The 12,867-nt window shown below is 65.4% G+C and carries 6 protein-coding genes; 3 read left to right on the top strand and 3 right to left on the bottom strand.

The genetic code is table 11. The features are described from left to right. Nucleotides 1-53 precede the first annotated feature (53 nt). From F3H95_RS14725 to F3H95_RS14715, 3 genes are all read right to left on the bottom strand, one after another. Nucleotides 54-6,161 carry a translocation/assembly module TamB domain-containing protein gene (locus F3H95_RS14725; protein WP_149746563.1) on the bottom strand — a complete coding sequence of 2,036 codons (6,108 nt, stop codon included), beginning with the start codon at nt 6,159-6,161 and terminating at the stop codon, nt 54-56. A 65-nt stretch (nt 6,162-6,226) separates the two neighbouring features. Beyond that, complete coding sequence (locus F3H95_RS14720) at nt 6,227-8,140, bottom strand: autotransporter assembly complex family protein (RefSeq protein WP_149746713.1); 1,914 nt, start codon at nt 8,138-8,140, stop codon at nt 6,227-6,229. 177 nt (nt 8,141-8,317) lie between these two features. Next, nucleotides 8,318-8,575: a YMGG-like glycine zipper-containing protein gene (locus F3H95_RS14715; RefSeq protein ID WP_143127176.1), complete on the bottom strand. Its 258-nt coding sequence runs from the start codon at nt 8,573-8,575 to the stop codon at nt 8,318-8,320. A 280-nt stretch (nt 8,576-8,855) separates the two neighbouring features. Here F3H95_RS14715 and F3H95_RS14710 point away from each other — a divergent pair, with 280 nt between their 5' ends. The 3 genes from F3H95_RS14710 (at nt 8,856) to F3H95_RS14700 (ending at nt 12,651) form a co-directional block, all read left to right on the top strand. Beyond that, a complete protein-coding gene (locus F3H95_RS14710; RefSeq protein WP_143127106.1) occupies nt 8,856-9,347 on the top strand; it encodes a (2Fe-2S)-binding protein in 492 nt (163 codons plus the stop codon). A gap of 120 nt (nt 9,348-9,467) precedes the next feature. Then, nucleotides 9,468-11,834, top strand: coding sequence for a xanthine dehydrogenase family protein molybdopterin-binding subunit (locus F3H95_RS14705; RefSeq protein ID WP_143127107.1), 2,367 nt, complete (start codon nt 9,468-9,470; stop codon nt 11,832-11,834). A 19-nt stretch (nt 11,835-11,853) separates the two neighbouring features. Further along, complete coding sequence (locus F3H95_RS14700; protein WP_149746562.1) at nt 11,854-12,651, top strand: xanthine dehydrogenase family protein subunit M; 798 nt, start codon at nt 11,854-11,856, stop codon at nt 12,649-12,651. The last annotated feature ends 216 nt before the right edge of the window (nt 12,652-12,867 follow it).

Genomic DNA, 12,867 nt, shown 5'->3' with positions numbered 1-12,867 from the left:
ATTTCTGGGACGCCTGCAGAGAGGTACGTGTCGCCGTGAATGTGCCCCCGGGCTCAGTACTCGCGTTCGTAGAAGACGCCTGCCGAGCCGCCGTCGCTGCCGGCGGACCCCTTCAGCTTCACGCCGCGCCCGACATCCAGATTGATCGAGGCGCGCGCACCGCCGCTGCTACCGCCCTGCTCCAGCTGGAAATAGGTCCGGTTGTTGATGTAGCGCCCGACGGAAACGGTCGTCTGTCCGCTCGAATCCGTGTTGATGTCGAGATCGTCGACGCCCAGGCTGCTGCGCAGCGTCTGCAGGAGGGAGGTGGATCCGCCGCCGGCAAGCTGCGTCACCGCATCGGCCAGCTGGGCGATCTGCACCGGCGAGAGCTTCGAGATCGACTGGCCGAAGATCAGCCGCGCCAGCACTTCGTCCTCCGGCAGGGCCGGGGAGGAGGAGAAGCCAATGGTCGGGTCATTGGCGAGGCCCGTGACAGAAACGGTCACTGTCGTCTGGTCGGCGGTGTTGGAGGCTGCAAGATCCAGCACCGGGATCAGACTGCCGCCAAAAGTGATCTTGCCGGTCGAAAAATCCAGCCGCCGGGTGAGGATCACGATACGGCCGCGCCGCATCTCGAAAGCGCCCGTCACGTTTGGCTCGGCGGCCGTGCCGCGGATGGTCAGCGAACCACCGAGTTCGGCATCAATGCCGCGGCCGCGCACGAAGATGTTGTTCTGGGCCGCCAGCGTAAGGTCGAGGCCGATGCCGGCATTGGTGCCGTTGCCGTCCTTCTTGCCGTCGGGACCAATGCTTTCCAGGAGCGCCCTGACACTCGGCGGTGCATTGACATGCGCCACCTTCAACTGCGCAAGCGAAGCGGGCAGGCTCGCGGGAACCGTGATGTTGGCCCGCCGTACCGTCAGCCGTCCGCCGAGCATGGGTGTCGCGCGCACGGGCCCCGTCAGCGTCAGCGCGCCGTTGACGGTTGCGGTCAGCAGATTGCCGTCCACATACGTCGCCTCGTTCAGCGTGATGCGCAGATCAGCGGGCAGGTCACCGGTGATGCCGATGGAGCCATCCACGGCGATGCGGCCGCCGGGCGAGAGTGTGCCGCCAAGGCTGGAGATCACCGCCCTGTCGCGGTTGAAGCTCACGGTGCCGGCCACATCGTTGATTGCCAGATTGCGTTTCACGTCGATCAGCCGCGCGCCGGAGGTCGTAACGCTCCCATCGATGGCGGGGGCTGTGGCCGTGCCGGCGATGGTCACATTGGCCTTCGCGCCACCTTCCAGCACGAAACCCTGATCGGCAAGCAGGGGGCCGAGCAGCGCAAACGGCACGTCGCCGGCAATCTTCATGTCGAGCGGCCGCTCGCCCGCGAGGCCAACCGCACCGCTTGCCGTCAGTGCAAGACCGCTTGCACCGCCAAGCTCGGCCTTCTGCAGGGTGAGGCGATTGCCTTCATAGCGACCGGCAGCGCTGATGCGCATGGACGCCAGGCCTGCTTCGCGCGTCTGCGACAGCGAAGCATCCTCCCAGGAAAGGTCGAACTCAGCGCCACCGGCGCCAGGACCGGGCAGTGCCTTGACCTTGCCGGAAATGCGGCCGGTGGCGCCGAGACCCGGCACGAAGGCATTGGCAAGCGTGGCCGGCAGCGAGCGGATATCGGCAGAAAGATTGAGGACCGGCCCCTGCGGGTCGCTCGGCACTACCGATCCCTGCGCTGTCAGCGACAGGCCCTGCGGACCGCTCAGCACGGTCTCGTCGAGCGTCAGCCGCCCATCCGCGAAGCCGCCGCTCGCCTTCAGCGACAGGCCCGAAAGCCCGGCATCGCCCTGACGGCGGATCTCGCCATTGGCCCATTGCAGGTCATAGCGCAGTTGAGGCGCTGACAGCGTGCCGCCAATGGTGGTCGAGCCGGACACGGTTCCGCCAGCCTGCAGACTCGGCACAAATCCGGACATCAGGCTGGCCGGGATGCTGGCAAGGTCTGCCGAAAGGGCGAGCGTCCGGTCGCCGGATAGTGCCACGCTGCCACGCGCCGAGGCCGACAGTCCGGAGGGACCGGTCAGCTGCATTTCCTCCAGCTTTACGGTGGCCGCTTCCAGCGTTCCGCGCGCCGTGACCGTGAGGCCTGCAAGACCTGCGCTGAGTGTCTGCTGCAGCTGGGCGTTGCGCCAGCGCAGGTCGAAGCGGGCCACCGGGGCCTCCGCCGGGCCGGTTGATGCAATCGTGCCGGAAATGATGCCGCCGGCCTTCAGGTCCGGCAGAACGGCATTGGCGAGCGTGGCTGGCAGCGCTGCGATCTCAGCATTGAGATCGAGTGCCGGAGCGTTCGGGCCAGTCAGGATCACACGGCCGGCCGCCGTTGCGGAGAGGCCGGAAGGGTCGCTCAGACGTGTTTCGCCAAGTGTCAGTACACCGTTCTCGAAGGAGCCGCGGGCGCGAAGGCTGAGGGCACGCAGGCCCGCCTCGCGGCTCTGGCTGGTTGCGATGTCGTTCACTGTCACGTCGTACTGGGCAACCGGTGCCGTCAGCGCCCCCTTGGCGGCGATGGAGCCGCTCGCGGTGCCGCTCGCTGCAAGCCCGGGGCGGGCAATGTTGGCAAGGGCTGCGGGAAGTGACTGGAAATCGGCTGTGACATCAAGCGTCGGTGCAGAGCCGAGTGCCACTGTCCCGCCGGCGTTCAGTGACAAGCCGTCTGCGCCCGTCAGTTTCGCTTGTGTCAGTGTCAGCGTCTCGCCGGCAAAGCGTCCACTGGCGGACAGTGCCATGGGGGCAATGCCGGCGGCACGTGTCTGAGCGAGGCTCAGTCCATTAAGGTTCAGCTCGAAGGTGACATCCGGTGCCGGCAATGTGCCACCGATCCGGGCGGTGCCGGACAGGCGGCCCTCCGCGGCCAGATCCGGCCTCACCATGTTGATCAGGCTTGCTGGCACCGCGCCGAAGCGGGCCTCGATCAGCAGCGAGCGTTCGCCGCCAAGGTTCACGGTGCCATTGGCATTCAGCGAAAGATCCTGCGGTCCCGTTACCGCCAGCCGGTCGAGCCGCAGCGTCTGGTTTTCGAAATGGCCGTTGGCAGTGGCGCCGATGCTCTCTAGCCCTGCAGCGCGGGTCTCGGCTGTGGAGCCGCCCTTGAGTACAAGCGCAAGATCGGCGATCGGGGCACTCAGCGTGCCGGTCACGGTCGCGCGGCCGCTCAGCATGCCGCGCGCCTCAAGGCCGGGCTTCAGGCTGTTGGCGAGTGCTGCCGGCAGTGCAGAGAGGGTGACGCCGAGCACGACCTGCTGGCTGGATCTGACGCTGATCGTGCCGCTTGCGGTGGCGGCAAGGCCGTTTTCGCCATCCAGTTCCGCCTGGTCGAGTGTAACCGTGCCATCCTCGAAACGGCCACGCGCCAGCACAGAAATGGGTGCGATTGCGCGCTCGCGGATGGCCGCGACGCTGGCATCGGAGAGGGTCAGGCTGTAGCGGATCACCGGGGCCGCCGCCGTGCCGCCGATCGTCACGGCGCCGCCCAGATCGCCTGCGGCGCCGAGATCCGGCACCACGCTGTTGGCAAGCGCTGCCGGTACGTCGCTGGCGCGGAGTGCCATGTTCAGTTGCGGGCCAGCGCTGCCGTCGAGAACCAGCCGTCCGTTGCCGGTCTTCAGGGTTAGGCTCGCGATTTCTGCGCGCCCGTCGACCACGCGGATCGTCGCCGGTTCGGTAAGGGCAAGGGCAATGCCGGCGGGCGCGGCGGTGAAGCGGTCAAGGACAAGGCTCATGCCGGCCGCGTCGCGCGTCACCGCGCCGTCCAGCGTTACCGGTGCACCGGCATAGCGTGCATCAAGGCCGAAGCCGGTCGCAGACCCCTTGTCCAGGAGGGTGAGGCGCGGGGCTTCGATCAGCTGCCCGCCGGTCTCGACCCGATCGGCCGCCACGCTGCCATCCACCTTCGCCTGCAGCAGGTTGCTGCTGTTCAGCGCAACCTTTGGAGCGGCGACCGTAAAGCCCGCGGCAGTGAGCGTCTGCCCGGCGGCATTGATGCTGGCGGACAGAACGCCGTCCGTGTTCGAGAGTTTTGCCGTGCCGGAAAGGTCGCCGCGTACCTGCTGGTTGGCAAGGGCCGAGAGAAGGCCGATATCCGGCAGCTGGAACTGCAGGTCGCCGGCCGGCAGATAGTCCTTCGAGAAGGCAAGGGTCCCCGTCACCCGGTTGCCGCCCGCCTCCAGCAGAAGCTTTGGCAGAGCGATCAGGCCGCCGGTCTCGGTGAGATCGGTCTCGATACGGATCGGCTTGCCGTCAACGCGGCCGGTGCCGGTAACATTGCCGCCTTGCTGGCCATTGGCCATCTTGCCCTGCAGCTTGAGGCTGATTGCCTCGAACAGGTGGCCGCTCAGGCGCGCTTCCGCGGAATTGACCTGTGCGGTGGCCTGGAGCGTGTCGAGCGGGCCGGCGACACGGATATCGTAGCCGATCGCGCCCTTGGCGTCCGGCCTCAGGCGCGAAAGGTCCGGCAGGCGGCCGGCAAGGCCCGCCTCCAGCTTTCCGTCCTTCAGCAGCACATTGCCATGGCCTTCGATGATGTTCGACTTCACCACGAGGTTTTCGAGGCTCATGCGCCCGCCGATGGTGGCGTCGACATAGCCCTCGAAGCCGATCATGCCGTTGATATAGTCGCCGATCGCCTCCGGCAGGCCATCCGGGTTGAGCGACATGCGCACATTTCCGGTGACCGTTTTCTGCGAGAGATTGTAGGCGCCGCTGATCGTGCCGGAAATATTGGCGCTTTCGAACGTTGCGGCGTCGAGCCCGATGGCAGGCGGCGCCAGCCTGACCGGCGCATCGAGACGGATCGGCCCGTCGATCAGCCGGTCCAGGTCCGGGTCGGCGAAGTTGGCCTGGGCGGCGCTCGAGCGGGTCCGCACGCTGCCCGTCCAGGCGGAGAGGTTCAGGTCCTCGCTTTCCGCCTGCAGCCGCACCTGGCCGAAGCTGGCGCCGGAGACGGAGACGGAGCGCAGCGCCGCCGTGGCGTTGAAGCGCGAGGCGGTGGTCGGTCCGGTCAGCGTGAAGTTGAGATTGTCGAGCCCGACGCGTAGCGGCTCGCCCTGCAGCGGCCATTCCAGCGCGACCGCGCCATTGGTGGCCGCCACACTGGCCGTCAGGCTGTTGTCGCCGGAGGGATCGAAGGTACCGGCAGCCGCCACCTTCATCGCGCCGGTCACGAATTCGCCCTTGCGGATCTCGATACGACCGCTGCGACCGATCACGGCGCCGAGATTGATATCGGTGCGGCCTGCAAACAATGGCCGGAGCGTCGGCGGCATCAGTTCCGCCAGCTGCCCGCCGCCCTCGATCTGCACGCGGTGTGCCCCTTCCGGCGTCAGTATGTGCTGGCCGTCCATGCTGATCACGGGCTTGCCGTCGACGGTACCGCGCAACTGGCCGTTCCAGTTGGAGAGCGGGCCGTAGCCATCGAGCGCCAGTGCTACGGACGGCGCACCCGGCAGCAGCAACAGTCGCGCCAGAAGCCCGCCCTGCGGCTCGGATACCAGCGCCTGCAGCTTCAGCTCGTTCTGGGCCGGGGCAAACAGGATGTCGGCCTTGGCGATGGCGTTCGGCGCATCCTTGCGATGGGCGGTCAGTGCCAGCGCCACGCGCTGGTCGGTCGCGTCAAGGGCGCCGGTCGCGGCGAGTTCGAACTGCCGGCCGGTGACCGCCGGTTCGATCGTGATGTCGGGCAGCGCCAGACTGTCGATATCGATGGCGATGGGCAGCGAGAAGCTGTTGTTTTTGGTCTGCGTCGTCTGCTGTGCCCGTGCCGGTGGCGGCACCGGCGGCCGCTCCAGCGCCAGCCGGTCGATGGCGATACGGTTGGCATGGAAGGTGCCGGAGAAAAGCGCAAGCGGAGACCAGTCCACCTCGATTCCATCCGCCGAGGCAAACATGCCCTCGCTATCCGACAGCCGCACGCTGTCGATCCGGAGCCTTCCGGTCAGCAGGCCCTGAGGCGCGGAAAGTTCGATGGATTGGCCCGGCGATGAAATCAGCGAGGACACCAGCTCGCCGACCAGCCGGTTGCCGGCCGGCGCGAAGCCGAGAAACAGCACTAGACCCGCCAGCAGGACGAACAAGGCCGCCACCGCGCCAAGCGCGATGCGGAAGATCCCTGCCCTGGTGCGGGATGATGACGTCATGAACGCGGGGTCACTCTTGGCTGCCTCTTGGCTGTGCTTATCCTGATCTTCGTTCGCGCGCGACATCAGAATGCCTGTCCGATGCCCGCATAGATACCGTATCGGCTGCCGCCATCAAAGCGATTCAGCGGCAGCGCAACATCCAGCCTCAAAGGGCCGAACGGCGTTGCATAGCGCAGGCCAAGGCCGGCGCCCATACGGATATCAGAGAAATCGGGCACGATTTCGGTCGAGACGGTTCCGATGTCGAAAAACGGAACAATCCCGATCTTTTCGTTCACTTTGAAGCGGGCTTCAAGAGAGGCCACGGTGTAGGAGCGACCGCCGGTCGCCTCGTTGGCATCGTTGTAGGGTGAGATCTCCTGGTAGGCGTAACCACGCACCGAGCCGCCGCCGCCGGCAAAGAAGCGGCGGGTGGTCGGAATGTCCTTCAGGCTGTTTGCACCCACCACGGAGCCGGCGGCCAGATGGCCGGCCAGCACCAGCCGGTCGCTGTTGCCGATGCCGAGATAGCCGGAGGCCGAGCCCTCGAAGGAGGAGAACACGGCGCCGCCGAGCGCCTCGTAGCTTGGTGTCACTCCGGCCGTCAGGCGAAAGCCGTCGGTCGGATCGAGCTTGTTGTTGCGCGCGTCGCGCTCGAAGGTCATTGGAAGCGAGAGGGTGAGGTAGGTATTGCTGCCGAAGGCATCCTCGCTTTCGCTGAGCGCCACCTCGAAACCTGCGCCCACGGTGTCTCGGTCGTTCAGTTCGTAGGAGAGTTTCGAAAGCGCTGTCAGCGAGTTGGCGGTGTAGGTATCCGGCGTTTCGCGCTTGGCCACCAGGCTCGCGTCCCAGGTGATGCGCGGCAGGAACGCGCCGGGCTTGGTGAAATAGATGCCCGCCTTGTAGTCGAAGGACGTGTAATCCGTGGTGGCGCCGAGGCCCGACACACTGCCTTCGATGCGCAGGGTTTCCGCCTCGCCGAACAGGTTGCGATGGCCCCAGTAGCCGTTCAGGCCCGCGCCATCCAGCGAGGAATAGCTGGCGCCGACCCCGAAATAGCGGAACTTGCCTTCGGACACCTCGATCGTCAGCGGCAGGGAGCCATCCGGTGCGAGATGATCGGCCTCGCGGATGGTGACGCTGGAGAGCGCGCTCAGCGCCCGCAGGCGCTCGGCGGCTTTCTTCAACTGGTCCGGCGAATAGGTCTGGTTGTCGTCCAGGCGCGAATAGCGGCGGATGAAATCGGAAGAGACGGCGCGCGCGCCCTTGACACTGACGCTGCCGAGGTCGGCGACTGGTCCGCTTTCGGCTTTCAGCGTCACGTCGACGGTGCGGGTGGCGTGATCGGCCACCACGTCGCGCGTCGCCAGCCGGGCCAGCGGTCTCCCTTCGGCCTTGAGGTCCCGCACGATGCGCTCGCCCGCCTGGATCAGGCGCACGGATCCCGCCTGTCCGCCCGGCACGAGTCCGTAGGTTTTTGGGTCAAGCTTGGCGGCATCGCCCTTGAGGTGCACGGCGCCGAGGGTAAACACCGGGCCGGGATCGATGGTGATCGAGACCGGAACCGGCCGGCTGCGGTCAAAGCTCGGCGTGGGGGGAAGCCTGTCGAGATCCGTGCCGGCAATCGTGATGCGCACCACGCCGCCATAGCGGGCCTCCTCGTAAAGCACGGCCACCAGCCGCTCCCGGTCCTCGCGCGCCTTGACCACGAGGCCGAGATCGCCCGAGACCGGCGCTTTAGCGTCCTGCACCAGGGTGGCGGTCGTCTCCAGCCGTTCCGTCAGCGCCTTGTCGGCGCCGGGCGCTGAAAGGGACGCAGTATAGGCGACCGGATCGATCACCTCTTCCTTCTCCTCGTCGCTGCCGAACAGCGTGATGCCGAAGATCTTGAAGGCGTGGGCCGATTGAACGAATCCCGGCCATGACAGGGCGCTCGCTGCAAGGAAAGCTGCGACTGCGGCCCTCTGCAGCGCACGCGCGCGTCCTGGCCCCGGCATGTCGTTACGCACACTCAGTTTCGGCGTTCCCACCCTGCGGACCGTCATGGCCCGATTGATATCCTGCTAATTTATCAGTGAATTCAGCGATTGAATATCGGATTCCTGTCGTTGTCCGATGAAAAGACCCCGGAGTTGCCCCCGGGGCCAGCGTTCATGCCTGGACGAAACCCCGCCTCAACGCGGGCAACGGTCCACGTAGCGGTTGCCGTAGCGGTCGCGGTAGTAGCACTGTCCCGGCTGTTCCGAGACCGAGCCGATCAGCGCGCCCGAAACGCCACCGATCGCGGCGCCAACGGCAGCACCGCGCACATTGCCGGTTGCCAGACCGCCGATGATGGCGCCCGTGCCGGCGCCGATGCCGGCGCCTTTTTCCGTCTGCGAGCAACCGGCGACGGTGAGGCCCATCACCAGAAGTACCAAAGCCTTTTTCATCATGACTCTCTCCGTTTTCTTGTCAGCGTCGGCCGTTTCGAAGCCGGTCGTTCCCGATCTGCGGCCACCCGAGGCAACCCCGATGGAGAGGAGGATAAGATTCGAAAACCGTAAGTCCAGACGCATCTTTCGGCTTTCGCTTAACAAAATGGCAATCTCGTGCCCTGACAAATAGGAAATGCCCGGAAAGTAACTGTTGATCCCCCGCCAAAAAAGGCAAATGATGGGCACCGTGTTTGAGGAGACACGCGCCCCTTCCATGGGGCAGGAGGAGGACAATATGGCGAAAGTGACGTTGACGGTGAACGGCCGGACGATGTCGGGCGAGTGCGACGACCGCACCCTGCTCGTGCACTTCATCCGCGAGAAGCTGGGGCTCACCGGCACGCATGTGGGGTGCGATACCACCCAATGCGGCGCCTGTGTGGTGCACATGGATGGCAGGTCTGTCAAAAGCTGTTCCATCCTGGCGGTGCAGGCCTCCGGCTCCACCGTCACGACCATTGAGGGCATCGCCGCGCAGGGCGAACTGCATCCGGTGCAGGCGGCCTTCAATCAGCATCACGGCCTGCAATGCGGCTTCTGCACGCCCGGCATGGTGATGACCGCGGTGGACATGATCGGCCGCCACGGCGGCGCGCTCGACGAGGCGACGGTTCGCCACGAGCTGGAAGGCAATATCTGTCGGTGCACCGGCTATCACAACATCGTCAAGGCGGTTCTTGCCGCCAATGAAGAGATGCACGGCGCCGCGCGGCAGGCCGCCGAGTAGACAGAAGCGAATAGGATGTAGCGAATAGCGAAGAGTTGGCCGCTGCGCGGCCCGTCGCGTTCCCTCTCCCCTATTCGCTATTCGCCACTCACTATTCGCTCGTTTCTGGAGGAGACGATAATGGGAATGGAAGGTATTGGTGCACGCGTGGCCCGCAAGGAAGACAAGCGCTTCCTCACCGGCAAGGGCCGCTACACCGACGACATGGTCGTTGCGGGCATGAAGTTCGCGTATTTCGTCCGCAGCCCCCATGCGCATGCAAAAATCACCGGCATTGATGCCGCGGCGGCGAAGGCCATGCCGGGCGTGATCGACGTGCTGGACGGCCGCCAGCTGCAGGCCGATGGCATCGGCAATCTCATCTGCGGCTGGATGATCCACTCGAAGGACGGCTCGCCGATGAAGATGGGCGCCTGGCGTCCGCTCGCCGTGGACACCGTTCGCTATGTCGGCGATGCCGTGGCGATCGTCGTGGCGGATTCCGCCGCCGAGGCCCGCGATGCGGCCGAAGCCGTCATCGTCGACTATGACGAGCTGCCGGCGGTCACCACCTCGCTCGCAGCCCTTGGCGATGGCGCGCCGCAGATCCATCCGGAAGCCCCCGGCAACCTGATCTTCGACTGGCAGATCGGCGATGCCTTGGCTGCCGACAAGGCGATTGCCGAGGCCGCGCACGTCACCGAGATCGAGATCCTCAACAACCGCCTCTCGCCGAACCCGATGGAGCCGCGCGCCACGCTCGGCATCTATGACAGCGCCGAGGACCACTTCACCTGCTACACCACCAGCCAGAACCCGCATGTGGCGCGCCTCGTGATGAGTGCGTTCTACAATGTGGCGCCGGAAAACAAGCTGCGGGTGATTGCACCGGATGTCGGTGGCGGCTTCGGCTCGAAGATCTACATCTATCCGGAAGAGATCGTCTGTCTCTGGGCCTCCAAGAAGACCGGCGTGCCGGTGAAGTGGACGTCGGATCGCACCGAGGCCTTCCTCACCGATGCGCATGGCCGCGACCATGTGTCGAAGGTGAAGATGGCCTTCGACAAGGATCATCGCATCACCGCGCTGAAGGTCGATACCATCGCCAATCTCGGCGCATATATGTCGCTCTTCTCCTCGGCAGTGCCGACCTATCTCTATGCGACGCTGCTCTCCGGCCAGTATGCTATCCCGGCGATCCACGCCAATGTGCGCACCGTCTACACCAATACGGTGCCGGTCGATGCCTATCGCGGCGCTGGCCGTCCGGAAGCCACCTATCTCCTGGAGCGTACGATGGAGACGGCGGCGCGCGAACTCGGCCTGTCGCCGGCGGAGCTTCGCCGCAAGAACTTCATCCGATCCTTCCCCTACCAGACGCCCGTCATCATGACCTATGACGCGGGCGATTATGAGGCCTCGCTGAATGCGGCCATGCAGGCCGCCGACTGGGACGGTTTTGCGGCCCGCCGGGCAGAGGCCGAACGGCGTGGCAAGAAGCGCGGCATCGGCATGAGCTGTTATATCGAGGCCTGCGGCATCGCGCCCTCGCAAGCCGTTGGTTCCCTTGGTGCCGGTGTCGGCCTGTGGGAATCGGCGGAAGTGCGGGTCAACGCCGTCGGCACCATCGAGGTGCTGACCGGATCGCACAGCCACGGCCAGGGCCATGAAACCACCTTCGCGCAGCTGGTGGCCGACCGCCTCGGCGTGCCGATTTCGAGCGTCAACATCGTGCATGGCGATACCGACAAGGTGCAGATGGGCATGGGCACCTATGGTTCGCGCTCCGGCGCGGTCGGCATGTCGGCCATCGTCAAGGCGCTCGACAAGGTGGAGATGAAGGCGAAGAAGATCGCCGCTCACCTGATGGAGGCCGACGAGAGCGATATCGTCATCGAGAACGGCGAGCTGAAGGTGGCCGGCACGGACAAGGTGCTGCCCTGGTTCCAGGTGGCGCTTGCCGCCTATACCGCGCACAACCTGCCGGCCGGCATGGAGCCGGGCCTCAAGGAAAGCGCCTTCTACGATCCGTCCAACTTCACCTTCCCGGCCGGCTGCTATATTGCGGAGGTCGAGATCGATCCGGAAACCGGCAAGACGGAGATTGTCCAGTTCGTGGCGGCGGATGATTTCGGCAACATCATCAATCCGCTGATCGTTGAAGGCCAGGTGCATGGCGGGCTTGCCCAGGGCATTGGCCAGGCGCTCCTGGAAGAGGTGCGCTATGACGAGGCCACCGGCCAGATCCTGACGGCAAGCTACATGGATTATGCCATGCCGCGCGCCGACGACCTGCCGTCGTTCACGCTCTCGCACCAGAACACGCCGTGCCCGGGCAATCCGCTCGGCATCAAGGGCTGCGGCGAGGCGGGTGCCATCGGCTCGCCGCCGGCACTGATCAACGCGATCACCGATGCGATCGGCATAAAATACCTGACCATGCCGGCAACGCCCTTGAAGGTGTGGACCGCCCTGCAGGGTGCCGCCATGCCGATGGCCGCCGAATAGAGAAAAGGGGGAGACCATCATGTATGCTACCAGCTACCACCGTGCATCCTCCGTCGGCGAAGCCGTCAATCTGCGCGCCTCGCATGACGAGGGGCGCTATGTCTCCGGCGGCATGACGCTGATCGCCACCATGAAGCAGCGTCTGGCGGCCCCGTCGGACCTCATCGACCTGCGCCACATTGCGGATCTCAGGGGCATCTCCGTCGAGGGGCGCTCCGTGCGGATTGGTGCCGCCACCCCGCACGCGGATGTGGCCGGCTCTGCGGCTCTGCGGGCCGTCTGTCCGGCGCTCTGCCATCTCGCTGGCCTGATCGGCGATCCGCATGTGCGCAACATGGGAACGATCGGCGGTTCGGTCGCCAACAACGATCCGGCGGCGGATTATCCCTCCGCCGTCCTGGCGCTGAATGCCACCGTGGTGACCGACCGACGCGAGATCGCGGCCGATGATTTCTTCCTCGGCATGTTCGATACCGCGCTGGAAGAGGCGGAGATGATCACCGCCTTCCGCTTCGAGGCGCCGGAAAAGGCAGGTTATGCCAAGTTCCCGAATCCTGCCTCACGCTATGCGATCACTGGCGTCTTCGTGGCGAAGACGGCGGGCGGCGCGCGTGTTGCCGTCACCGGTGCCGGTTCCGCCGGCGTCTTCCGGGTGCCGGAGATGGAGGCGGCGCTGTTGTCCTCCTGGGCACCCGAATCAGTCGCTAATGTCTCCGTCGATCCGGCCCAGCTGATGTCGGATCTGCATGCCACGGCCGAGTATCGCGCCAATCTGGTGCGGGTCATGGCCAAGCGCGCCGTGCAGGCATCGCTCTAAAGGTTCCAAGGCGAGCAACTGGGGCGGTTTCGGCCGCCCCTTTTTTGCGCTTTTTGCCCTGGTCTTGATGTGAATCAACTTTCTCTTATCGATACCGTCATAAATTCAAATTGGAATTGTTCAAAAAAATGGGCCAAATGCCGCAGGCGACTGTGATTTGTACCCGTCGGGGTTGACGCCAAAGCAGCTGCGACCGACAAAAGGCGCAGGTTCTGG

This window comes from Rhizobium sp. RU35A (assembly GCF_900156005.1).
Taxonomy (GTDB): domain Bacteria; phylum Pseudomonadota; class Alphaproteobacteria; order Rhizobiales; family Rhizobiaceae; genus Neorhizobium; species Neorhizobium straminoryzae.
Note: the sequence above shows the minus strand (reverse complement) of the source record. Positions and strands in the feature narration are given on the sequence as shown.

Coding starts and splice junctions, on each gene's coding strand:
- F3H95_RS14725 (WP_149746563.1), bottom strand. CDS start 6,161: ATGACGTCATCATCCCGCACCAGGGCAGGGATCTTCCGCATCGCGCTT.
- F3H95_RS14720 (WP_149746713.1), bottom strand. CDS start 8,140: ATGCCGGGGCCAGGACGCGCGCGTGCGCTGCAGAGGGCCGCAGTCGCA.
- F3H95_RS14715 (WP_143127176.1), bottom strand. CDS start 8,575: ATGAAAAAGGCTTTGGTACTTCTGGTGATGGGCCTCACCGTCGCCGGT.
- F3H95_RS14710 (WP_143127106.1), top strand. CDS start 8,856: ATGGCGAAAGTGACGTTGACGGTGAACGGCCGGACGATGTCGGGCGAG.
- F3H95_RS14705 (WP_143127107.1), top strand. CDS start 9,468: ATGGGAATGGAAGGTATTGGTGCACGCGTGGCCCGCAAGGAAGACAAG.
- F3H95_RS14700 (WP_149746562.1), top strand. CDS start 11,854: ATGTATGCTACCAGCTACCACCGTGCATCCTCCGTCGGCGAAGCCGTC.